Source organism: Sphingobacterium yanglingense (genome assembly GCF_004363245.1).
Taxonomy (GTDB): Bacteria; Bacteroidota; Bacteroidia; order Sphingobacteriales; family Sphingobacteriaceae; genus Sphingobacterium; species Sphingobacterium yanglingense.
Genome location: NZ_SNYV01000014.1, coordinates 42,161 through 67,129, shown reverse-complemented (window position 1 = coordinate 67,129; position 24,969 = coordinate 42,161). Strand labels below are relative to the sequence as shown.

Here is a 24,969-nt window from a genome sequence, read left to right as displayed (position 1 = left end):
AATAAGAAAGGGAGCCTGTAGCTCCCTTTCTCTTTATTTTACATTGTAATAATATACCGTCCGTCCGATTCTGCCGGCATTGTCTATACCTTCAACAACCACTTTATATTTACCATTGCCATCCGCATTGAAATAATCAAGCGCTATCGTCCCAGTTTCATCAATCATTATATCCGGATTCCAATAAACCGTCGTCCTATAATCATTCGTTGACTTACTTTGCTCTGTATCGTATTTAGGCATATAAAACTTACGCTCCTTAATATAGCCCAACGGATACAAATCAACCACATTCGACTTCGGAAGCAAAGCTTCTATCTGTGCCAATGTCATACGAGGACCTTTCGGCTTCTCCTTCTTCGTGATGATAGAGACCACACCGTCATTTTGATACAGACGGCTCACCGTTCCCAAGTCATCTCTATTAAAAATCTCAATTGCCTCGATTTCCATAGGGACAATAGAATTAAGTGTATTCTCGTCGATAGGCATCCCATTCAAGAAAAACTGCACGGGAACTCGGCTACCTTGGTTATAGCTGCGGGTCAGATAGTATTTCAAGGTCTGGCTATCATAAGTCACCCCAGTCAATAACGTATTCAAACACATAGTCAGCATATTACATCCGTTGAGACGATCTCCTTCAATGCGATGATCTGCCATAGAAAGACCAGATAATGCTGAGAATTCCTTACTTGTCCGCACTTCTTTTCTAGAGGCCGTCACAGTAACTTCATCAATAAGGTTAGATGTTCTAAACTCATTTCTACTGTTCGCTAAATAATCTACCATTTGCTTATCGATATTTAAGATATCATTCGCTTTATAGGGATTATTATTATCGACTTCCGGATAATAAGATTGATCTAAATTGATAACAAGATTTCGGTAATTATCGTTGCTTCTCGCATTGACAGTCACCTTCACCGAATCAGGAAAATTCAGATCTTGAAAAACGAATCGACCATCCTTATCCGTGTACGCATCTTTTCGTAATGCGCGTGCAGGTATAGACAACAATAAGCCCCCATTTGGATAAGGTCTACCCGTATTCAGACGTAATGTTCCTGAGATTGCTATCCCCTGTTCAGGCATGAAATTGACCTGCGGATACTTCTCTGCCACCAAATCATCATAATTAAAACGACGGAACCCTTGTGTCATCAATAAAGCATCCATCGCCTGCTTTCTATTAGCAACCTCTTTATCAAAATAATAACCCGGTTTCTCGATAAAACCGCGCAAGTCAGATGTCAGTAAAAGACTACTAAGAATACCATTTTCCTGATGATCGTCATACGGCACCTTTGTTTCATCTATCACCGCTACCGAGAGCGAGCTCATTAGTTTTTCTGAAGTTATATTGCTGATATCCAACTTTACTTTTTCTTTCCTTGCATAGTTTGCTTTATCCGTTTTCACCTGAATCGCGAGGTTCTCGGCAAGGTCATAAAACACCAAACGTTCACTCAACGCCTTTCCTTGAGGACTCATCAACGTAAATTGTATGATTCCGTTCGGTAGATCCTTGACCGGTACAGATAGTGCCAGGCTCGCATTTTTCATTGTCGCTTGTGCACCGTAGATAAGCTGTCCATTCATTTGTCCAAAAATGTAAAAAGGCTGATTTTCAATCTTTGGAAAATAACTATCACTCGCCACAAGGCCCACCTGTATCGCTTCTTCATCGACCTTAGACACCACTACATTGATTCCTTCAGCCTGTACTTCAGGAAGGTCAAACGTCCTTTCAGCTCCACCATCTACAGACACAGTCGCTTTGTAATGCTCCCCAGCAATCGGCAACAGATTAAAATACCCCATTCCTAATCCCAAATCAGCAAACTCAACAACTACCTTTTTCTTACTATCGATGACCTTACCTGTTACTTTTACACCTTTTCCTTCTGTGTTCACAGCTTTAAAAGCAACATTCTTTGCCACTCCAGCCAATAAATCACCTCCTTCTGGAAAAAACTGTACATCCAAAGACTCTGCCAACGCATTCTTCAATGGAAAATCACCTATCATAGACGACTCCCCATCGACTTTTACAATCAGACGTCCCTTTTTTAACATCTCCTTATCCTTTGATGAGAAAGAGACTGTCACCCTTCCCATATCATCCGTTTCGGATTTTCCCTTATCAAAGGGATCCCAGCCATCTATTGCTTCCCATGTCACCTTCTTTTTAGCCAACAAAGCCCCTTTAGAATCGCGGAATTGAATCGTAGCTTTCGTTTTATTTCCCTCTGGTGAATAGACAATCTCCGATGCTAACTTTTTATTAATAGCATCACCTACCGTCACAATCTTATTAAAGAAATAACCGACATCAAAGTTCATCATCCATTTCGTATAAGCTCTAAAGCGATAATTATCCTGCTTCATAACTTGAGGGTCTAGCACAAAATGACCTGATCCAGCATTGTTCTTTAAAGGAATACGTAAAGTTTGTATTAAAGAGTCCCGCCCATTGATAATATCAACATAAGCTATTTTGCTCGGATCATACGACACGGGGTTATGATAAAGGTAAGTCTTAAACCAAAGCGTATCTCCTACCGCATAATAAGGTTTATCAAAATGTACGTGCACCTTCTCCAACGGATATACACCGAAATATTTCTGCACACGGTCTACAACCGTATTAATAGGGATTCGAGGGACTTCTTGTGCCCGTACCGTCTGAAAAAATAGAAGTAATAGGAATAAGGAATAAATAGGATATATCTTTTTCATCTAATAAATTGTCTTAAACCGGCTATGTCGGTTACATCAAAGCGTATTTAGCTAAAGATAAATATTTTTAGCTTTTATCCGCCTGAAATACGAAAATTAAGCAGGTAATTTAACACATTTTCAGATATACACAGGCTTGCACAGTCGGCTATGCTTTCGTAGCCTCCTTTATAATAATGGAGCCATTAATCTACAGACCGAATCTACGCCACGTTTCCACCGCGGCCGGTTCATCCAATCTTCTAAGGTCAGAACATCACAGTCTAATTTATCTAAATCAAAAAGTCGCTCTGTCTGTAAACACAACGACGTATCCGAAACCACTGCTGCAATTTCGTAGTTGATATAAAAACTTCTGATGTCCAGATTAACCGTACCAATAAACGTCAATTTACCATCTACAGTCATCGTTTTTGCATGTAAAAATCCTTTCTTATACAATAAGACCTCTACCCCTCTTTCAAGTAGAGGCTTCAAAAAAGAAAAAGAAGCATGTTGTACAAAATATGAGTCCGAAGTAGATGGGATCATCAATTCAACCTTCACTCCCGAGGCTGCCGCAACAATCAATGCACGCTCAAGTTCCTCACTTGGAATATAATAGGGAGTACACAACCGTACATGTTGATTCGCTTCACCGATAGCAATCAGCATCGCTTCCATATTATAAGGACCGACCGATGCAGGATCACTGGACACAAAACCAACTCCTGCATCTCCACTGGACTCCTTATGCATTCTTATCATATGCAAATAGCCATCTTCCAATAGAAAAGGAGCACCATCAGTCTGATTCCAAGAGCTCCAAAAATTGATCTGCAACATATTGATCGCTAACCCCTCGATACGCAATGAAATATCACGCCAGTAAGCTGCCTTTCTATTTGCAGAAGTATTACTATACCTGTCCGAGATATTAATTCCTCCTATATAGCCCACTTTACCATCTACTACGACTATCTTGCGATGATTACGATAGTTGGAATTAGCTAAAGAAGTAAACGTGACAGGTAGGAAGGCATGGAAATCAATCCGGGAATCCTTAGCGCGTCGCATATATTTAACCAAATCCGGTGATCCAAAACTATCCACAACCAGTCGAACGACCACTCCTTCAGCGGCTTTTTCCTCCAGGATGTTCAAAATATCTAATCCCACATGGTCCGGCTGAAAAATATAATACTCCATGTGGATCGAATGCTTCGCTGCCCGTAAATCATCTTTCAATGCTTCAAACTTCTCTTCTCCATTTACCAAAAGTCGAACATCATTATCCAATGTCGGCGACGACAATCGTTCTCTTTTCATCAAGCGGAATACCTTAGACAGATCGCCGATTTCCGCATGTATATCCTGGATAAAAGACTCCATTAGCGGATCCAGTAATTCCCATTGTTTTTCTAAGCGTAATGCCTGCTGCTTATTGATCTTCTTTATTTTCTGGACTTTCACGAACTTCTGTCCGAAGAAATAATATAAGATAAGCCCTATAAAGGGAATGAATATAATCACCAAGATCCAAGCTATAGTTTTTGTAGGATTTCGGTTTTCAATCAAAATCGCACTGATAACCCCAATATATAGGATTGCCAATGGAACCCAATACCAACTTAATGCAAAATCAACAAATGGCTTTATCGTCTCCATAGGGCGGATATTTATTTTACAACCGAAATATACCAATTATAAAAAGGCTATACAAGCAAAAAGCCTATGCGGGGCATAGGCTTTTTGTTTATTATAGATTAAATCTCTCGATCTTTATCCCAGTTTTCTAAGTAGTCTCCCACTCTTTTCAAAAACGTTCCGCCTAACGCGCCATCAATAACCCGATGATCATAAGACATCGTCAAGTACATCATATGACGGATAGCGATCACGTCTCCGGCTTCAGTCTCTAAGACCGCTGGTTTTTTAGTAATAGTACCTACCGCCAATATCGCTGCCTGCGGTTGATTAATAATAGGCATACCAAAGATATTGCCGAAAGCACCAATATTGGTAAATGTAAATGTCCCACCTTGGGTATCATCAGGTTTCAACTGATTACCTCGCGCACGCACAGCTAAATCATTGACCGCTTTACTGAGACCGACCAGACTCAATTGATCCGCATCTTTAATGACCGGAACAATTAGATTACCAGAAGGTAATGCTGCCGCCATACCAATATTAATATGTTTTCTCTTAATAATATTATGTCCATCAACAGACACATTAATCATAGGAAAATCCTTCAATGCTTTTGTAATGGCCTCTATAATCAAAGGTGTAAACGTTATATTTTCACCTTCTCTTTTCTTAAAACTATCTTTTACTTTGTTACGCCAATTCACCAGGTTCGTCACATCAGCCTCAACCACCGAAAACACATGGGGCGAAGTACGGATGCTATTAACCATATGGTCTGCGATTAACCGACGCATACGATCCATTTCAATGATTTCATCACCATTGTTGGCCTTTACCACTTGTACCGGAGTTACAGGCACCTGCTTTTCCGTTCTTACTTCAACAGGTTGAGTGCTAACAGCGGACTTACGGATAGGCTCTCCGTCAGACCGCTTACTAATATAATTTAGGACATCCTGTTTAGTCACTCTACCGTCCGAACCAGAACCACTGATTTCTCCTAGTTCTTGCGTAGACAGACCTTCTTGTTGTGCGATACTCTTGACCAATGGAGAATAAAAACGCTCTTCGCCAACAGCTCTTTCTCGAGTAGTAGGTATAGTAGACTGGCGTTCTAAAGCGTCCAATCCAGGAATAGGTGTTTCATTTTCTTCTTCGGAAACAGGAGCTTCTACAGGAGTTGATATGGCCGTTTCTTCAACTTCCCCCGCACCTTCTACTTCCAACAGAGCGATTACATCGCCTACCTGCGCTACTTGTCCCTCTTCAAATAGAATTTCTTTCAGTATACCTTGAACAGGTGACGGAACTTCTGAATCCACCTTATCGGTTGCCACTTCGACCACGGTATCGTCCTCGTCAATACGCTCTCCCACAGCTTTCACCCATTTCGTCAAAGTCGCTTCAGAAACACTCTCCCCCATCTTTGGAAGTACCAATTTGAATATTCCCATAATTATTTCGTGTTTTATCGCACTAAGTTAAAGAATTACGAATGAAATCCCTAAAAACAAAATATAATATTTAAATATAGAGATAACCTAAAATTATATTCCACTATTTACCCTTATCCTTCTTATACAATTTCCACAACATATTCAAAGCCTGTGCCATACTTCTTTCAATATTAACATGCCTATCATTACGAAAGTGAAACAACTGGGTTACGGTTTCTGAAGGGCCTGCTACAGCAATCCAAACCGTTCCTACAGGCTTTTCCGGAGTTCCCCCTGTCGGCCCTGCGATACCACTAGTTGCAATACCATATGTCGCATCGCCCAATCGCTTTACTCCTTCCGCCATTTGAATGACGGTTTGTTCACTTACTGCGCCGAAAGCTTTTAAAACCTCCTCGTCTACGCCCAATACCTGTTGCTTAATGCGGTTGTGATAGGCTACTATACCACAGTCAAACATTGCGCTCGCTCCTGGAACGGCAGTAATAGAACCTGCCAGAAGCCCACCGGTACAACTTTCTGCTATCGCTAGACGGATACCATCCGCAGTGAATTTTTCAACTATTGCTTCCTCAATAGTCACATCCTTTTCAGCAACCAAGTACTCTTCTGTACGTGAAGCAATACGCCGGGCAAAAGCATCCGTTTCTTTTTTAAGCGTTACCGCCTCTCGCCCTACTGCCGACAAGCGAAGCCGCACTGTACCTAACTTTGGTAGATAAGCCAAACGGATATACGATGGCAATTCAGCTTCTATATCCGCAATCATCTCTGCGAGATAGGACTCTCCTATGCCCATGGTGATAACATGCGCATGATAAATACTATGTTCGCTCCTAAAAGCTGCCAATTTCGGGGATACCCGTTTTTCCATCAGAAACCTCATTTCAAATGGCACACCTGGCAAAAACACAAAACACCGTCCTTCACGTTCAACCCACATTCCCGGTGCGGTCCCAACATCATTAAAGAGAACTTCACTACACGCCAATACATCCGCTTGCCCATAGTTCATGACAGGCATAGTCCGTCCATTTCCGAATTTTTCAAAAATAGACTTCACATGACTCAATACCTGTTCGTCCCGAATTAATGTAGTTTGAAAAAAAGAAGCAATGGTTTCCTTTGTCACATCATCTTTGGTGGGGCCGAGTCCTCCGGTGACTATAATAAAATCTGACCGTTTAGCGGCTTCGTCCAAGGCATGAGAAATAGCTTCTCTACTATCCGAAATGGACACAATTTGATGAACAGTAATATTCAGGGAATCTAATAACTGTCCAAGCCATGCCGAATTTGTATCAACGACCTGACCAAGCAATATCTCGTCCCCTATGGTTATAATTTCTGCTTTCATAATTACCATGAAGTTATAAGGTTACAAAGTTAGGAAAAGTTATGAGGTTACAAGGTTATGAAAAGTTACAAGGTGATAAGGTTATAAAGTTATAGAAGCCCCTTGATAACTAGATAATCCCGATACTCGGGACAGGCTCCCCATAACTCGATAACTTCAGAACTCGTTCACTTGATAACTTAATAACTATAATGACTATTTCGTTTTGTTAACTTCAGATCCTGCAAAACGGAAGCCTTGGCTCTAATGGTAATATTATAACTCTGATAACGTCCAAATGGCACCCATCCCACAGACATATCCCAGCAGTGCAAATCCCGATAAATAGAGAAACGTGTCAAAGACACTTCCTTCTGTTTGAAATCGTATCCTGAGTTAAACTGTATCTTCCATTTTGGAGTCACATTCACATCGCCGTGTACATTGATCGTAGCAGAATAGTCAGAACGTTCGCGTCGTACCACTGTATCAAAGCGTTTAAAATATTGAAAACTGAAAGATCCCGCTAGATTCCAAGGAATATTAAAATCCACAAAGGCATTGGGGTCTCGACTGATACGTGATAACGCCTCCGATTGCTCCTTGGTCATATTTGGCATACTATTACGCATCGAGTCAATATTTCCATTTCGGCTCTTTGAAGCATCTGGGTTGAAACTATAGTCAAAAGATAAACCAAAATTTGTTAACCGTGCCAATTTACCATTTTCTATAGCGAATTTATCAATACGTCTACCGGCATAGTCCAATTGGTAAGGATCCAAACTACCATTGAAATTCAGATTAATCTTTTCGTTAAAAATAGTAGTTCTTCCCGAAAAGCTAATGGTTGAAAGTTTTAATGAGTCCGCTGCAAAATTATAGTTACCACTAAAAGTCAAGCCTTGAAGGATAGGTATTTTCTTAAAGCCTTTACCCGTCGTATCATTTTCCGTACGAATTTTAGCCTCAATATTATTATCTACCGAGAAACCAATTCCCATGGATTTACCCGCAGAAGGTCCTCCAAAAATAGCGCCGTCAAAAATCGAGTATTCTGACAAACGTCCATTTTGATCGATATAAGACTTATAAAAACCAAACTTCGGATCCGAAAAATCCGGTCTATAATTAAAGTTGATAGATGGTGTTACGACGTGCCGTATAGCGTCTATTTTACCCATTTTCGGATATCTACCATACACCTTAGTCGACAAACCAGTCGAGAACGAATAGTCATAAGCTCTTCTAAACCCAGAAACGGTGTCACGTGTATCGATATAACCGTTAATTTCATTATCTATCCCTTTACGGATGGTTTGTAGATACCACCGTTCTGTATAGTTCATCGAAGTATTAAACTGGAAGTACTTGAAAGCATTCAAGCTCAAACTCACGGGGATGTTATGTTGAAATCCGTTTGTAAACTGCTTTAAAGCCTGTTTCGTAAAAAGCACGGAGTCACCTGTCGAAATAGAGTTTCTACCTTGCATGCTATATCCTACCGTAATCCGTTGGTACCACTTCTGCTCACCTACCCTATCCTTAGAATCAAAAGGATTAAACGTTGATACGTTAAGTGCAAAAGTTGGTAATTCTAAATCCACTTTACCGCTAGCCATATCTTGTCGATGACTCAAACTGGATGTAAAATTCACTTTTCCGTCAGCAAAGACCTTACCATAGCTAATAGACGAAGACATGTTATTTCGCGTCAACTGATTGTAGTCATAAGTACTGTTTGCTCCGGTATTTTGAAAATATGACGCTGTACCAAAATTCACGGAAGCAGAGAAGGATGTTCCCGGATTTGCTTCCTGACGTTGGGTATGGTTCCACGTAACATTGAAATCTTTGTTACTGCCGTAGTTACTAGCTCCCTCGGTACCGACCTTGGTCGATGCATAACGAATGTTAAAACCTCCACTATACTTATAATTCACCAAATAATTGGTACGTACTGAAGCATCCCACGAACCTTTGGAGTAGAAACTACCCCGGATCTCTGAATCCCAATAGTCGTTAAAAGTAAGGTACCAACCCATATCGCGTAAACCGAATCCACGGGCCACATCATCACCAAAAGAAGGAAACAGAAACCCAGAAGACTTCTTATCCTGTTTTGGAAAAAAGGCAAAAGGTAGCGCAATAAACTTGAGCGGAATATTCTGCACGACCAAATAAGATGGTCCAGCTATAATCTGCTTGTCCGTCACTAATCCTTTGGTAATATGTATACCAAAATGCGTATGGGGTTCTGGAAGATCACAGGTACTATACAGTCCTTTAAAAATGGACATCTCATCATAAAGATTCTTTCGTAAGATTTTGGCCTGAATAAAACCACCATCCACCTCTGTCATAATTCCAAAGGTTTTACCTTCCTGCGACTTATAATTATAACGCAGAGAATCCACCGCCTTAGGGCTATCATTCGGGAATAATACAACGGGTCTTCCGACATACTTTCCATTATGGTCCATCATACCACTGGCAAACAACACATTCGTGTTTCTATCCAATCGGATATAATCCGCAGATAATTCAAAATCTTGGTATTTAACTTTAGCTCCCTTATACAAGTGAATGATATTCTTACTGACCTCATTCCAGGAAGAATCATTTGCTACGATGGTAACAACAGTTTCCAGTCCACTATCGCCTTTCATAACGACAGTATCCTTCCCACTTTCTACTTTTAGATGATTTTTTGTTGTATCATTAGCAATTAATGACGTATCTTGAACGTTGATACTTGTAGATTTTGTAGTTTCAACCTGAGCTAACGCTGTATGCAGCCCTAAGAATAGGGACACTAATAAAAATAAAATACGAGTCAGCGTTTCCAAAGTTGAAATACGAAATATTATTTTAGTCGTAAAAATAAACTATTACTGGCAAAAGTAGTCAAAATCATTAATAAAAGGCTGTTATTTTTATCATATACAATTAAACAACTATCTTTGTCAGTTCCTTATAAATCAGCTAGGACAAAAATGTAAAAAAAATACCGATGAAATTTTTAAATATTGTTAAAAAATTAAGCTTCACCTTACTCACTTACGCTCTTTCAGTAACTGCTGTTTCATCTACACCAATAAGCAACGACCCTCCTGTTTCAAAAAACAAAAAAACCTTTACAGTGGTCATTGACCCTGGTCACGGAGGTGTTGCATCGGGTGCCGCAGGTCGAAGATCTTTAGAGAAAAATCTAGTACTAGATGTATCTAAAAAACTTAAGACAGCATTAGAAACTAAATTAGGAGCAAATGTAATATTGACACGTACTACCGACGTAGACATACCCTTCCGAACCCGCTCTGAAATAGCCAATAAAAATAATGCTGATATTTTCATTTCTATTCATGCAAATTCAACAAGCCAAAGAACTTCAAAAGCGTACGGGACCGAAACGTTTGTACTTGGATTCCATCGTATGTCCGAACAAGATGTAGCGATCCGGGAGAATGCGGATATGCTACTTCACAATGACGACAACAGTGACTTGGGAGATTTTGACCCTAAAGATCCTTCGAGTTATATCGTATTCAAGCTAATGCGTAGACAGTATCGTGACCGTAGCATTCGTTTGGCTTCTTATATACAGAATGAGTATACCAATTCGAACCGATTCGACCGGGGAGTAAAAGAGCTCGGGTTAGCTGTGCTCTCGCGTGCCTCAATGCCTGCCGTCTTGACCGAAATAGGCTTTATCAACAATTCTGAAGAAGAAGACTACATGCTATCCGACGACGGACAGGCAGAAATAGTAGAGAATCTCTTTCAAGCCATAAAAAAGTTCAAAATATCGGCAGAAAAATAAACATTTGCCCTATTTTCTGTGTTAAATAGAGTACAGGCTCATAGTTATAGCCCCATCAGTTGTATTGCATATAAAAATGAATTTATGTAAGTTTAGACTGTTTATATAAGGTATAAGCTAAACCCTTAAATGATTATATTTTGAAAATATCGAACGAAACTAAAGTAGGCGCATTAACGGCAATAGCAATTGCCTTATTATTTATCGGTTATAGTTTTTTGAGAGGAAATGACGTATTCAGTTCAGACAACATGTTCTACACAGATTATGACAACGTGGACGGTCTGGCTACATCAAAACCCGTGATGGTCAATGGCTATCAGATCGGCCGTGTGTCCAAGATGTCTCTCATGGATAATGGAAAGATCCGTACAGAGTTCAAAATCAAAAGCGACTATGACATCCCTTCCAATACCATTGCACGTATCGTCAGTGAAAGTATACTAGGCAGCAAAGTTATTGTTTTCGATATCGGAAACAGTAGTACAATGGCTAGAAATGGAGACCCTCTACAATCCGATGTACAGGCCAATCTTATGGAAAAGGTGGAACCGCTACAAAAGAAGATTGAAAATCTCGTTGTCAAACTGGACTCTGTGCTAAGTGCAGTCAATACTGCATTGGACGATGAGTTCCAACGTGACTTTAAAAAGAGCTTACGTAGTATTTCGGTTTCTTTAAACAATATGGAAAATATAACCCATGATGTCGAAAGTCTAATGGGATCAGAACGCATTCGTTTGGCAAAGATCATGCAAAACCTAGAATCGATAACCAGTAACTTTAAGAACAACAACGAAAAAATAAACTCCATTTTGACAAATCTGGACAATCTTTCGGATGACCTCGCTAAAACGGAAATCAAAGCAACCATTGACAACGCGCATCAAGCCATGAAAGATGTACAGGCGATAACTGGAAAAATAAATAAAGGAGAAGGTTCTATTGGTCTATTATTGAATGATGATCAGCTTTATGACAACCTCAACAAAGCTTCAGCCAATCTGAATGAGCTCGTTCATGACCTGAAAACAAATCCAGGTAAATATTTAAAAATTTCTATTTTCGGAAAGAAGGATACCAAGTAATTAAATTATACTCCCAAAAAAGCCTTTCGATGCAATTGCATCGAAAGGCTTTTTTTATACCCTCTGTGTTCCTGTGCATTCTACAATATCCCGGTTTTCGGGGACGTATAGGCACGTCTTTTGTTATTACCTTTGTTAAAACTAATACAACATAATAACAATGGACAACACACCAGTAAAAAACAACGTTGAAGAAGGAAAAAGCATAGCAATTATATCCTACATCACGTTAATTGGATTAATCGCAGCTTTTGTGATGAACAAAGACAAAAACAACAGTTTTGCTAAATTCCATATCCGTCAAAACTTAGGATTATTAATTATCGGAGTAGTATCTGGCGTGTTTCGGATTATCCCTGTTGCTGGAGAAATAATAGGTATGGTAGTAGGTATCGCTTTACTAGTCCTTTGGATCATGGGACTTATTTCAGCCATCAACGGTAGTCAAAAAGAACTTCCAGTCGTGGGACCTTTATTCCAGAAATGGTTCAGTACAATATAAAAAAAGGGATCCAATTGGATCCCTTTTTTTATATTAAAGTGTCTCTTTGAGCCAATCAAAAAACTCCCGTTGCCACACCTGTGCATTATGTCCAGACAGTACCCAGTGGTTTTCATCTGGCATATATACCAACCGACTTTTCACACCCTTTAGCTGTGCTGCCTGAAACGCTTCTAAACCTTGCCCTATTGGCACACGGTAATCCTTACCTCCTTGGAATATCAATATAGGCGTATTCCATTTATCCACGTGCTTGATCGGATTAAAATCGGTATAAGTCTTTTCATTTTTCTTATCCCAATACGCACCTCCCAAATCGTGGTTTGCAAAGAACAACTCCTCTGTAGTACCGTACCAAGATGTCATATCAAACAAACCACAATGGGAAATAAATGACTTGAAACGGCCTTCGTGTACACCAGCCAACATAAACACCGAATAACCACCATAACTAGCACCGATAGCACCAATTCGGGACTTATCAACATAGCTCTCTTTCGAAAAATCATCGATTGCAGAAAGATAATCTCTTATCGCTTGCCCTCCCCAATCTTTCGATATGTCTTCATTCCATTTCACCCCCCATCCGGGCATTCCGCGACGGTTAGGAAGAATGACAATATACCCCTGAGAAGCCATCAGCTGAAAACTCCAACGGAAAGAATAACCTTGAGTAGTAGCAGATTGCGGGCCGCCCTGACAGAACAATAACGTAGGATATTTTTTAGTCGGATCAAAATTAGGTGGGTAGATCACCCAAGAGAACAAGTCCTGACCATCCGAAGCCTTAGTAAATCGCCCTTCCACTTTAGTCTCGTTCAATTTTGCATAATGTGCATCATTAACGCTGGTCAACGGGACAAGCTTCTTCGTTTTGAAACCATAGTGATAGATCTCCGTCGCTTGAGTCATCTTCGTAGAAGTCACCACCAAACCATCCTTCAACTCACCAACTATTCCTGTAACATCAAATTGTCCTTCACTGATCTGTTCAATAATAGGCAATGATCTTACATTTAGATTAGCAGGAACATGGATCGCAAAAAGTTGCACCGTACCTTTCGTCGGAGCCACAAAATAGATCTTTTTATTATCCTTACTCCAGACAAACGAATTAACAGTACCATCCCAATGTGCCGTCAAATTTACTTTTTGAGAAGTAACCGGATCGACAAGGATGATATCATTTTTATCCGCTTCATAGCCATCCGTTTTCATACTCAACCAAGACAGACGTTTCCCATCGGGACTGAAGACAGGGTTTGTATCATAGCCCAGCATTCCCTCCGAAATATTGGACGTTTTGCCTGTCGCAATATCGTATCGATAAATATCCGTATTCGTACTTGTTGCGTATTCCTTACCGAATTTCTTCTTACAAACATATAGTACCGACTGCCCATCAGGACTCCAGGCAAAATCCTCTGCACCGCCAAAAGGGGCTGTAGGGCTATAGTAAGGTTCATCTTTTAAGATATCCAATGCTTCACCAATCTTTCCATCTGTATAGCTCGCAATAAACGGGTGATTAAAACGTCCGTCATTAAAACTATCCCAATGTCTGTAGTCTAGATCATCATAAATATAGATATTCGATTTCGGCAGATCCTTATATTTATCGACGCTGTGGTAATTTTTGATTAACACCGACTTACTGAACAATATGTATTTTCCATCCGGCGAAAACTTGACATTCTCCAAGCCCCCCTCCACATCAGTCAGTTGTACCGCAGCTCCGCCATCTAGGCTTTTCCGCCAGATCTGCCCCTTAGCGCTATAGATAACATCGCCATTGGTTTCGATTTTTAAGACAGATTCCCCACCTGCTTCAGCTGTAAACTGCTTCACGGACTTACTATCCATTGCGAGGGCGTATAAATCCTTCTCCGATTTATTATCTTTCAGTGAATAATAGGACACTCCATACAACAATGTCTTTCCATCAGGACTTAAGCCTTCTGCAGACACCCGTCCCAATTCCCATAAATCCATTGCCGTCATATTCTTCTTTCCAAACGATTCCTGCACTTTCGTAGTGATTAGCGATTTATCAAATTCAACTTCTGGTTTTTTTTGCGCTACAGTAGTCACACTTATAAGCAACCCCGCAGCCAACATGGATAATTTGTTCATAACCTTTTCTAATAAGCAAAGGTGCAAGATAAGAAAATATCCTAAGAGTAGTCCAACGGGAGTTGGACCCTACATTAAAACTTAGGTCAAAAAGATGCCTTTAAAATTAAAACCCGGAAGATAGGCTTTATCAAACTACCTAGAGATTGAAAGCGCGGAACGGTGTAAAACTTCAAAGGTCTTAATCTCGCTATAAGCGATTAAAAAGGCATCTAAATAAAAAAAACTATAAACAACTAAAAAACTTACATACTAACTTTCACTGATAAACTTGTGGTAATTCTCTTCCTTCTGAAAATAGGCAACCTCACCATTATCTCCAACAACCACAATAAAGGCACTCGCTTTATCCACTTTCTCTAATGAGTAGGGATCTGTAGCAAATCTAGCGGTCTCGTCCTTAGGGATTTTCTCCTTACACATATTACAACAGCCGTAATACTTTTTACCCTCATGCTCAACCAATATCTGTTCCTTACCCATGTAAGCATCATTCACCATACATACCAGATTTTGCGGCACTTGCTTTCCTTTCAAAGGATTTTTACTGGTATTAATAGCTTGGCGATCTAAAGAAAGCGCAGCGGTATCGTCTATCTTTTTATCGCCACTATTACAGGCTGTAAAGGATATCGCAACCATTGTTGCGATACCCAAAATTTTGGTTATACTCTTCATCTAATAAACTCTTTATAAAAACCTTGCAACTATGATTTCTTCATTTCGCCAGCTGCAGGCACAGTTGTACCTTCTAAAATCTCTTCTGTTCCCATCTTAAGGATAATGTCTCCCTCACTCAAATCACCAAACACCTCTACCTTATCCGGCATCATGCGTCCTTTACTCACCGGGACATTTTTTGTCTTACCATTCTCCACACGGATTACATATATTCCCATGCCACTTTCTACAACTGCCATTTTCGGAACAAAGAATGTCGCTTCCGTATTCTGTAAAGGAATAACCGTCTCGGCAACCATAAATGGCTTCAAAGCATTGTTCGTATTTACAAAATCTGCTTCAATCTTCTCGGAACGGAATTTCACATCTAAACTGCCAGATTTGCGTGTTACCAAGGCCATATGTTTGGTTTGAGGCTGTGAACGTACATGAAAGCGAATCGTATCCCCTTGTTTTAGATAAGGTGTAACAGCCTCCGGAATAGAGAGATTAAGACGTAGCTTTCTATTATCTTGAATCACTAATAACGGTGTTTTTTCCATCGGCCCCACATAAGCCCCTGAATCGACATTTCTATCGGTAATAGTTCCCGCAAATGGAGCTCGGATTACCAGATAGTTATCGATATCCTTTATCTCTTCATACGCCGATTTCGCTGCATTTAACTGTGCTTCATCAGATAGTTTTCTAGCTGTTATCTGATCGATAGCATCTTTTGCTATTGCACCTTCCGTCTTGTCTGCATCCAACATACGGTCATAAGTAGACTTTGTCGATACATATATCGCCTTTTGGGCTTCGTATTTAGCTTTCGCGCTAGCAACTTGAGATTGGATCTCAGGTGCTTCCAAAACCATCAGAACCTGACCCTGCGAGACTTTATCGCCGATATCTACACGGATATTCTTCACGTAGCTATTCACCTTAGCAAACAATTGCGTATGTTGGTCAGGCATCAATTCACCGGCCAGCTGCAATTTCACCAAAGGATTACTCTTGGCGATCGACACCGTTTCAAAAGGATTCATCGACATACCGCCCATAGCCATACCAGGCATGCCTTTTCCCTCCTCCTTTTTTCCTTCTTTTACTTCTGTTTTATCGTTATTGCAAGCTGTAAAAACAAACATGGATGCAATAGCTGTATATACTAATAACTTCATACGTGTATAATTTGATTTTAAAAACATAATGACTATTCGTGCGTGCTTCACAACACCACACGAATAATTACTTTTATTAATTTGTTGCCTGATTAAAATGAACACTTTCTTCGTCTTCTGGATCCAATGACGGACTTAGGATGCTAACATTTTTCATCATCCATCCATATACCAAAGGAAGAACGATCAACACCGAGAAGGTAGAGAAAATCAGACCACCGATAACAGCTCTTCCCAACGGAGAGATTTGATCACCGCCTTCACCAAAACCAATAGCCATTGGAAGCATACCAGCGACCATTGCTAGCGTCGTCATGATAATCGGCCTCATCCGCAACTTCGCTGCCTCTAACCCTGCTGCTAATGCATCGTTATTCGATTTCCGAACACTTTCCGCATTACTGATCAGGAGTACCGCATTCGCAATAGAAACCCCTACCGACATAATCAATCCCATGTAAGACTGTAAATTCAACGTTGATCCAGTCAGGTTCAACAAAATCAACGATCCAACCATTACGAAAGGAACTGTAGTCAAAATAACCAAGGAAGCTTTAAAAGATTGGAAAGTAGCCGACAGCATCAAAAAGATCACAACTACAGCAATCATTAAACCAGTAGCTAGACTTTTCAACGTTTCATCCAATACTGGAGCCATACCTGCTACATCAATATTCACCCCTTTCGGTAGTTCACCCAAAGAAGCTATTGCTGCCTCCACATCTTTTGATGCCCGTTCCAAATCCGTTTTATGGATATTCGCTGTTACCGTAGTATATCCCATAGTACCGAGGTTGTAGCTCTCTCCTAATTCCTTGGTTGGTGTAATAGTAGCCACATCGCTTAGCACGGGGCGTTCTGCATTTTTAGACAAAGGCAAATTAGCCAGTTCTTCTTTACTATTAAGTATATTTTGAGGAGTCTGGACCTGCACATCATAAGCAATTCCCATCATACCTCCTACCCAAAAGTTTTTATTCGTATAACGCGTAGATGCTGTAGCTGCCACCAATGACTTCGCTATATCCTGTGCATCCAGCCCTAATTGAGCAGCTCGGGTACGATCAATATTAATTTGCAGGGCAGGATAATCCATCGATTGAGGGACCTGTTGATCCCGCATATATTCAAATTCCTTTAGCTTAGCCAAAAGTTTATTCGCATACATACGGTTCATCTTCTTCATCATTCCCGACACCCGGATCTCGACCGGTGTATTCGCACCTTGACTCAGAATTTTCTCTGTCAACTCAATAGGCTCAAAAGAGATATGCAAATCTGGCATCTTCTCCTTGTAATAGGCACGTAACTTATCCTTAAGCTCATCAGAATTACCCTTAAACTCTTTTAAAGCGATTTGCATCAACGCCTCGTGAGGTCCCGCATTGTATAGATATATCGGACTCACTGCAAATGTAGATGGGTGTTGACCGATAAATACCGAAGAAATAGCAATATTATCTTTACCGACGACATTTCCCAAATGATCCAGAAAACCTTTAACCTTTGCTTCAGTAACCTCAATACGAGTACCCTCGGCAGCTTTGATCCGTACCTGGAACTGTCTTGAATTTACCGTTGGCAACACATCCTTACCTGTGATCTGATACAATCCGAATACAGCAAATAAAATTGCTACAATACTCACCACAACTATTGGCTTTCTGAACTTCATCATTCCGGTCAACATATTCACAAACCGGTCTCTGATTTTAGTAAACCAGTCTTCTTTATGTGAAGGATTTGCACAAGTGTCGGGATGATGCTTCATAATCCAGTTGCCCATGATCGGCACGAAAGTCTGTGATAGCAAAAATGAGACGACCATGGAAAAACCAATAGCCAATGCCAATGGCATAAATAAAGAGCCTGGAATACCCGTCATCATAAACGCAGGGGCAAATACAGCCAAGATACATAGCATGATCAGCAACTTAGGAAAAGCAATCTCCTTACACGCATCCCAGATAGCCTGCGCCCGTGTCTTGCCCATTGCAAAGTGCTGGTGTATATTCTCAATCGTAACGGTACTTTCATCGACCAAAATACCAATCGCCAAAGCCAGTCCCGAAAGGGACATTATATTTACCGTATGTCCGAATAGCTTCAAAAATAATACGCCAGATATCACGGAAATCGGTATAGTCATAATTACAATCAATGCTCCACGTCTATCATTCAAGAACAACATAACCATGAGTCCTGTCAATAAAGCACCAAGCACTCCTTCGATAATCAAACTCTTAAGTGCGTTAGAAATATATACAGATTGATCAAACTCGTAAGAGATCGTCACATCGTCAGGCATATTCCGCTGAATTTTTGGAAGAGACTCTTTCAAGGTATTCACCACATCAAGCGTAGAGGCATTACTCGCCTTCGCGATATTAATATATACCGAACGCTTTCCATCGATCAGCGCATACCCCGTAGCGATATCAGCCCCATCTTTTACCGTGGCAACATCGCGTATATACACATTATCTACTGTTCCCTTAAACAAAGGTACATCGCCCAATTCCTCTACTGTTTTGACGGTATTGTTAGTCGGTGTCAGATAATTCGTATCACCGATATACACGTTTCCGGAGGGAGATGTGATATTATTTCTACTGATCGCTTCAACCACCTGCTCTGGAGATAAGTTATGTGCTCTCAGCTTAATAGGATCAATATTAATTTCTATCGTCCGCGGACTTCCTCCAAAAGGAGGCGCTGTCGTCAGTCCAGGAATAGCAATCAGAAACGGTCTCGCATTGAAGTTCGCGATATCCTGTAATTGGTTGCTGTTCTTCGTATTACTCCGAAACACCAACTGACCTACCGGCTGTGAAGAGGAGTCAAAACGAATAATAAATGGCGGCGGTGCGCCTGGAGGTAAAAACACCTGCGAACGTGTCGAAAGCGCATTAATTTGAGCTAAGGCCTCCCCCATGTTAGTCCCTTCATAAAAGACAACTTTCATTAAAGTAAGCCCCTGCGTATTCTTAGATTCAATACTTTTAATACCATTTGTAAATAAAAGCATGTTTACATACATCTTGGTGAAATAACCTTCCATCTGCTGTGGCGTATACCCATTGAATGAGTGTGCAACGTAGACTACAGGAAGATCCATCTCAGGCAAAATATCTACTTTAACATCTTGGGCTGCCTTAATCCCGAAGAAGAGTAACCCCAGGACCAACACCATAATAGCTATTGGCTTACGAAGGGCAAATCTGATTAAATTCATATATAATTTGTTCTTTAACTGTCAATAATTCTCACCGACCAATCGGGATGGAATATCCAACTATTTTACATCCGCGTCTAAGAGGATGGTAAGATCTCCCTTAGCGGAAGCAAACAACAATACACTCTGCCAGACATTGTTCTGTGCTATTTCATAATCAATCTCAGCTCGATGAAGACTGTATAGCGCTTGCGTAAAGTCAACCAAAGTTGTCAGACCATTTTTGTAAAGTGCTGTATGTTGCTTATAAGCGAGCTGTGCAGCTGAAAGCTGAATCTTAGTTTCTTCAAAATTTTCAAAAGAGTTATCAATCTGTCTTTTTGCTAATACAGACTGTGCATCCAGGTCCTTGTATACACGATCATAATCGTATTTCAAGGACTGTGTCATCAAGCGTTGCTCTTTAACTTTACTATCGAAGCGAAGTAAATTTGTAATATTCCAGCTCAGGGTAAGCCCTACTAAAAAATTGCCGCGATCGACGCCAACACCTTTTAGGTAAGAGGAAGAATAGGCGGAATTGTCCTGCACATAATTCCAATCAAATCCAGAACCACGTCCCTGAATAACACCAAATCCAGAGAGATTTGGTTTCTTATGCGTGTTAACCAATTTTTCGGCCTCCACACTTTCATCTATTTTCTGCTGCTGCCAGACCAATAGCGGATGACTATCCAGACTCTCCGGATTAGAAATACTCACCACAGATACAGGAGTAGCTGTACTGTAGGTACTATCCAATGTATAAAGGCTAAAATCCTCGCCCATCAATACCGCCAATTGCTTAGAAAACTCCAATTCCTTATCAAAGGACTTAATTTCCATAGACTTGGCATTAGAAACTTCTGCTTTCGCCAACGAAGCATCTACCTCAGGAATCAATCCACTTTTGGCCCTCGTACTCGTCATATCAAAAAAGACTTGAGCACGCTCAAAATTCTTTTGTTGCACATATTTGATACGCTGACTTGCCAAGAGATTGAGGTAGGCAGCACTTACCCGGACCTGATGCTGAAATATCTCCTGGTCAACATCCGCGGTGGCAGTCTTTTCTTTAGATAAAGCAACATCTACTTGCTTTTTCAAGCGACCAAATGTGAAGATATTCCAGTTTACATTGGCAAAATACAACGAGCCAAATGCAGCATTCCAGCTTTGCTCGGGCATCGGCATTGAAGTTGCTGCCGAAGCTAATCCACCATAAGCATACAATGGCCCATTTTGGGCATTGATAGTACCGAAACTCTGTTGAGCCGCTACCGTGACATCAGGCAAATACTGTTTTTGTTGAAACACGGTATTCTGTCCAGCCGCTTCCACCAACACCCGCTTGGCCTTAATTTTGTCGTAATTTTCAACAGAGCGCTTTAACGCGTCCTTTAGATCCAGAATCTGAGCAAAACCACTTGTAGAAATCCCCAGTGCCATGCATATAGACGCAATGAACTTTAAATTCATCGATAAATACATTTAAAATAAAAAAATAAGATGTGTGCAGATCTGTGACAACAGATCGGTCTTCGGTATTATAAGAAAATTGAAAGGGGATTAGATTCTATAAACGCAATAGAATATATAGAGGGGATTGCTCCAAGGGACTACCTTGGTAGAATAGTAATTTGTATTGACCACAACATCTTCTTCAATAGATCTATCGAAGAGAGCACCGAGCATACGCTCAGGGAATACATGGGCAAATACCTTTAAAGCATAATCTGAACTGCTGTTGCCCTTGGTGGACACATCAACCTTCAACGTTTTGCTTTCATGTTTGCAACAGTCTTTTTTTGATTTCTTTAAGCCCTTCTCTTTAGCGAGGCAAATCGGACAAGGTTGATCACCGACAGCCGAAGAAGAGGTAAGACTCACAGATCTAACCGCCGATCCTACACACTCATGCGAAAACTGGGTAAAGCCAGAAGACAGTACCAAGTACAGGAGCGATAATAAGATGACGAATAGTTTTCTCATAGCAACAGCCACAAAGTTAGATAGCGAAGATAGACTTTCATTTATATCATTTAGATAAAATGTTGTAAAATTTTGGTGTCAATACAAAAAAGAACGGGCCACTCCTGAGAAGAGCGACCCGTTATCATCCATTAATTGAGGTATATGATCAGGTAGTTGTTTACAATATTTTAATAACCGAATATCTCTTCAAGAGTCAACTTCTTGACTTTACCCAACCCATTTAGGTCGTCAGCCTTTAGTTTAGACTCATCTGCTACAATACAGTAGACATATGGTTTTTTACTGAATTCTTTCGCATGGAAAGCTTTAACATCCGCAAATGTCAATGCTGGTATTTTTTCATAAACAGACTTGCGGATATCCGTTTGATTTCCCAAACGCTCTGCTGCCATATAGCTGTTCAGAATAGCTGTATTCGTCACCCGCTCACTGGCAATCGATTTTAACAGGCTTACTTTAGCCGTCTCAAAAGATTTCGAGGACTCAGGGAGCACATCGATAAGTTCATTCATCCCAGTAATAGCGTCCATAAACTTATCCGACTGCGTACCGACATAAGCACCTACCGTATAGTGATTCTCCTTTTTATAAGGCGTGCCATAAAAGGCATAAGTCGAGTAAGCTAATGCCTTCGATTCGCGGATCGTCTGGAACACAATACTTCCCATACCTCCACCAAAATAACTATTAAACAAAGAAACCGTAGGTGTCAATGCGGCGTTGTAGGCATCAGAATTTCTGAACCAAAAGATATCGGCCTGCTTCATATTATAATTAGAAACCAACACTTGATTCTCTGTAGTAGGTAGCTCTTTAAATGATGTACCTTGAGGAATAGCCACAAATGCTCCTGTTCCCAACTTAAGCGCTGGTAAACTCGCTGCCAACTGCGCTACTTTCTGAGGTCCAAAATAAAGCACTGTATGCTTTGTTTTAGACAAATCATGTAATGCCTTAACTAAATCATCGGCTTTCAGCTGATCCAGCTCAGCATCCGTAAATGTGTAATTGAATGGATTCTTAGCACCATACTTTGCATAGGCTTTAAGCCCATTCATTATTGCTTCTTTATTCTCTTTTGAATTGACACGAGACTTTTTGATGCGTCCGATATAAGCTTCAAATGCAGATTGATCCACTACGCAATTTCTTAAGAGATCCTGGATCAACGCTACAGAGGCTCCAAAATTACGATTAAGCCCTGCGATGGAAACAGTAGTCTCCTCATTACCTGCAGACACCGAAAAATCAGTCGCTAACTTATAAAAGTCTTTACTGAATTGTTCGCTGCTTTTCTCTTTGGTCCCCAGGAACTCGAGGTAACCTGCGGCTAGTCCTAGCAATCTATTATTCCATCCTCCAAGAGGGAAACGATAGACTAAACTGAACAACTCATTATCCTTATTCTCTACAGCCAAGACCTCTACCCCATGGGATGTAGATTTCTGAATGTCTTTACTGTAATCCAACCATACTGGCTTGATTTCCTCTTCAGGCATAGCATTCACCTTAGTCAAGAATGCGGATTGTGCTTCACGGTTTACAGTGACCGGAGTGATCTCCGGTTTAACGACCTTAACCACATTTTCATCTACCCCTTGTTTTTTATAGATAGCCACATAGTTTTGATCATTTAGGTATTTGTTTGCGAAATCAACAATATCCTTTTTCGTTACCGTCGCTAACCAATCCGTATTACGTAGTTCATTGGCCCAATCCAATTCAGAAGTAAAGGCGCTCATTAACTCTTCGGCCCTACTCTGATAACTATCATTTCTGGCAATTTGTGCTTTGCGTTCATTATTAACGATAGAAGTAATCAAATCTTCTGAAAAATCGCCTTTACGTAATTTATCAAGCTCCGCAAGCAACAATTCTCTGACCTGATCCAAAGATTGACCTTGAGAAGGGTTCCCTTGAAGGATCAACATCGAGTAGTCTTTCAATATATAAGGAAAGGCTCCCGCGCCTAGTAATTTCTGTGATTTTACCAGATCTAGGTCAATCAAACCTGCAGACCCATTGGTAAGAATACTTCCCAAAAGATTAAGCATCTGTGCATCTTTCGTAGCTGCACCTGGAAATCTAAATCCCAAGAACAAGAACTCTGCGTTAGGTCCTTTTACCTCTCTGATGATAGGTTTGGTAATCGGTTTTTCTGGTGCAAAAGTATAAGCCGGGACCGTTTTAGTTTGCATATAAGCAAATGCCGCATCCACCTTTTTGATCATGGTGTTCGGATCGAAATCCCCCGACATGATGACCCCCATATTATTCGGCACATAATAAGTCTCAAAATAAGCACGGATAGCTTTTAGCGAAGGGTTCTTCAGATGTTCTACTGTCCCTAACACCGTTTGCTGTCCATAGTTATTCGTAGGGAATAATCCCTCAAACATGGCTTCAATAGCTTTACGATTGTCTGTATCTAAACCGATATTCTTCTCTTCATAAACAGCCTCTAGCTCGGTATGGAATAAACGGAACACCGGACTTTTGAACCGCTCAGCCTGCACAGCAAGATATTTGTCCACCACATTATTAGGGATGTCTTCGATGTAGACAGTCTGCTCAAATGAAGTAAATGCATTTGTCCCTTCTGCGCCCATATTACTCATGAGTTTATCATACTCATTTGCAATGGCATATTTTGCAGCTTCACCCGAAACCGCATCAATCTCTTTATAAATAGCCTTACGTTTTGCCTCATCCTTGGTAGAATTATAGTCTTCGTATAAACCATCGATCTTGTCTAGCAGCGGTTTCTCTTTAGCCCAATCCAAAGAGCCAAATTGCTCTGTCCCTTTAAATAATAAGTGCTCCAGATAATGCGCTAGACCAGTATGATCTTTAGGATCTGTTTTACTTCCCGCTTTCGTGGCAATATAAGTCTGAATCCGAGGTTCCTTTTTACTCGGGCTCAAGACCACTGTCAAGCCATTCTTTAAGGTATAAAATCTGGAGTGTGTGGGATCATTAGAGACATACTTATAGGAATATCCTCCTTCTGTCGCTTGCTTCCATTCGTAATTTGTCTGTTGGGCATTACTGCTACCTACTGAAACAAACAAAAACGCGAAAACATAAAAGACTTTAGCTTTTTTCATACTTTGTACTTCGCTGAGTTTACATGTGCGCAGTCCACCTTAAGTTGAAGACTGCTTGGGTTACAATCAAATTTAGGTTTAATATCATTTACTTCA

The 24,969-nt window shown here is 40.5% G+C and carries 15 protein-coding genes; 3 read left to right on the top strand and 12 right to left on the bottom strand.

From position 1 onward, the window contains the following. Positions 1 to 33: 33 nt before the first annotated feature. From CLV99_RS11465 to CLV99_RS11445, 5 genes are all read right to left on the bottom strand, one after another. The gene (locus CLV99_RS11465; RefSeq protein ID WP_133584658.1) at positions 34 to 2,742 is read right to left on the bottom strand and encodes a carboxypeptidase-like regulatory domain-containing protein; all 2,709 of its coding nucleotides are present in this window, start codon (positions 2,740 to 2,742) and stop codon (positions 34 to 36) included. A gap of 168 nt (positions 2,743 to 2,910) precedes the next feature. After that, positions 2,911 to 4,389: a cardiolipin synthase gene (gene cls, locus CLV99_RS11460; protein WP_133584657.1), complete on the bottom strand. Its 1,479-nt coding sequence runs from the start codon at positions 4,387 to 4,389 to the stop codon at positions 2,911 to 2,913. A 98-nt stretch (positions 4,390 to 4,487) separates the two neighbouring features. Continuing rightward, on the bottom strand, positions 4,488 to 5,828 hold the full coding sequence (locus CLV99_RS11455) for a dihydrolipoamide acetyltransferase family protein (RefSeq protein WP_133584656.1): 1,341 nt from the start codon (positions 5,826 to 5,828) through the stop codon (positions 4,488 to 4,490). Positions 5,829 to 5,931: 103 nt separating this feature from the next. Then, positions 5,932 to 7,188 carry a competence/damage-inducible protein A gene (locus CLV99_RS11450; RefSeq protein WP_133584655.1) on the bottom strand — a complete coding sequence of 419 codons (1,257 nt, stop codon included), beginning with the start codon at positions 7,186 to 7,188 and terminating at the stop codon, positions 5,932 to 5,934. A 179-nt stretch (positions 7,189 to 7,367) separates the two neighbouring features. Continuing rightward, positions 7,368 to 10,016 (bottom strand): putative LPS assembly protein LptD, encoded by a 2,649-nt coding sequence (locus CLV99_RS11445; RefSeq protein WP_246032745.1) that lies wholly within the window; start codon positions 10,014 to 10,016, stop codon positions 7,368 to 7,370. A 164-nt stretch (positions 10,017 to 10,180) separates the two neighbouring features. Here CLV99_RS11445 and CLV99_RS11440 point away from each other — a divergent pair, with 164 nt between their 5' ends. The 3 genes from CLV99_RS11440 to CLV99_RS11430 all read left to right on the top strand — a co-directional run bounded on the left by CLV99_RS11440 (position 10,181) and on the right by CLV99_RS11430 (position 12,580). After that, on the top strand, positions 10,181 to 10,990 hold the full coding sequence (locus CLV99_RS11440; protein WP_133584654.1) for an N-acetylmuramoyl-L-alanine amidase family protein: 810 nt from the start codon (positions 10,181 to 10,183) through the stop codon (positions 10,988 to 10,990). Between the two features lie 140 nt (positions 10,991 to 11,130). Then, positions 11,131 to 12,078, top strand: a complete 948-nt coding sequence (locus CLV99_RS11435) for an MlaD family protein (protein WP_133584653.1) — start codon at positions 11,131 to 11,133, stop codon at positions 12,076 to 12,078. 160 nt (positions 12,079 to 12,238) lie between these two features. Next, entirely contained in the window at positions 12,239 to 12,580 is a 342-nt protein-coding gene (locus tag CLV99_RS11430; RefSeq protein ID WP_133584652.1) for a DUF4870 domain-containing protein, read from the top strand. Positions 12,581 to 12,613: 33 nt separating this feature from the next. On the opposite strand, the gene CLV99_RS11425 is transcribed toward CLV99_RS11430, so the two are convergent. The 7 genes from CLV99_RS11425 to CLV99_RS11395 all read right to left on the bottom strand — a co-directional run bounded on the left by CLV99_RS11425 (position 12,614) and on the right by CLV99_RS11395 (position 24,873). Continuing rightward, positions 12,614 to 14,713 carry a S9 family peptidase gene (locus CLV99_RS11425; protein WP_133584651.1) on the bottom strand — a complete coding sequence of 700 codons (2,100 nt, stop codon included), beginning with the start codon at positions 14,711 to 14,713 and terminating at the stop codon, positions 12,614 to 12,616. A 252-nt stretch (positions 14,714 to 14,965) separates the two neighbouring features. Further along, positions 14,966 to 15,391 carry a TRASH domain-containing protein gene (locus tag CLV99_RS11420; protein WP_133584650.1) on the bottom strand — a complete coding sequence of 142 codons (426 nt, stop codon included), beginning with the start codon at positions 15,389 to 15,391 and terminating at the stop codon, positions 14,966 to 14,968. Between the two features lie 29 nt (positions 15,392 to 15,420). Continuing rightward, positions 15,421 to 16,557: an efflux RND transporter periplasmic adaptor subunit gene (locus CLV99_RS11415; RefSeq protein WP_133584649.1), complete on the bottom strand. Its 1,137-nt coding sequence runs from the start codon at positions 16,555 to 16,557 to the stop codon at positions 15,421 to 15,423. 76 nt (positions 16,558 to 16,633) lie between these two features. Continuing rightward, on the bottom strand, positions 16,634 to 19,792 hold the full coding sequence (locus CLV99_RS11410; RefSeq protein ID WP_133584648.1) for an efflux RND transporter permease subunit: 3,159 nt from the start codon (positions 19,790 to 19,792) through the stop codon (positions 16,634 to 16,636). A 60-nt stretch (positions 19,793 to 19,852) separates the two neighbouring features. Continuing rightward, entirely contained in the window at positions 19,853 to 21,250 is a 1,398-nt protein-coding gene (locus CLV99_RS11405; RefSeq protein WP_133584647.1) for a TolC family protein, read from the bottom strand. Positions 21,251 to 21,340: 90 nt separating this feature from the next. Next, complete coding sequence (locus CLV99_RS11400; RefSeq protein WP_133584646.1) at positions 21,341 to 21,763, bottom strand: HYC_CC_PP family protein; 423 nt, start codon at positions 21,761 to 21,763, stop codon at positions 21,341 to 21,343. 170 nt (positions 21,764 to 21,933) lie between these two features. Beyond that, positions 21,934 to 24,873, bottom strand: a complete 2,940-nt coding sequence (locus tag CLV99_RS11395) for a M16 family metallopeptidase (RefSeq protein ID WP_133584645.1) — start codon at positions 24,871 to 24,873, stop codon at positions 21,934 to 21,936. Positions 24,874 to 24,969: the final 96 nt, after the last annotated feature.

Excerpts from the sequence above, each read along its gene's own strand:
- CLV99_RS11465 (WP_133584658.1), bottom strand. The coding sequence starts at position 2,742 with ATGAAAAAGATATATCCTATTTATTCCTTATTCCTATTACTTCTATTT.
- cls (WP_133584657.1), bottom strand. The coding sequence starts at position 4,389 with ATGGAGACGATAAAGCCATTTGTTGATTTTGCATTAAGTTGGTATTGG.
- CLV99_RS11455 (WP_133584656.1), bottom strand. The coding sequence starts at position 5,828 with ATGGGAATATTCAAATTGGTACTTCCAAAGATGGGGGAGAGTGTTTCT.
- CLV99_RS11450 (WP_133584655.1), bottom strand. The coding sequence starts at position 7,188 with ATGAAAGCAGAAATTATAACCATAGGGGACGAGATATTGCTTGGTCAG.
- CLV99_RS11440 (WP_133584654.1), top strand. The coding sequence starts at position 10,181 with ATGAAATTTTTAAATATTGTTAAAAAATTAAGCTTCACCTTACTCACT.
- CLV99_RS11430 (WP_133584652.1), top strand. The coding sequence starts at position 12,239 with ATGGACAACACACCAGTAAAAAACAACGTTGAAGAAGGAAAAAGCATA.
- CLV99_RS11425 (WP_133584651.1), bottom strand. The coding sequence starts at position 14,713 with ATGAACAAATTATCCATGTTGGCTGCGGGGTTGCTTATAAGTGTGACT.
- CLV99_RS11420 (WP_133584650.1), bottom strand. The coding sequence starts at position 15,391 with ATGAAGAGTATAACCAAAATTTTGGGTATCGCAACAATGGTTGCGATA.
- CLV99_RS11415 (WP_133584649.1), bottom strand. The coding sequence starts at position 16,557 with ATGAAGTTATTAGTATATACAGCTATTGCATCCATGTTTGTTTTTACA.
- CLV99_RS11410 (WP_133584648.1), bottom strand. The coding sequence starts at position 19,792 with ATGAATTTAATCAGATTTGCCCTTCGTAAGCCAATAGCTATTATGGTG.
- CLV99_RS11405 (WP_133584647.1), bottom strand. The coding sequence starts at position 21,250 with ATGAATTTAAAGTTCATTGCGTCTATATGCATGGCACTGGGGATTTCT.
- CLV99_RS11400 (WP_133584646.1), bottom strand. The coding sequence starts at position 21,763 with ATGAGAAAACTATTCGTCATCTTATTATCGCTCCTGTACTTGGTACTG.
- CLV99_RS11395 (WP_133584645.1), bottom strand. The coding sequence starts at position 24,873 with ATGAAAAAAGCTAAAGTCTTTTATGTTTTCGCGTTTTTGTTTGTTTCA.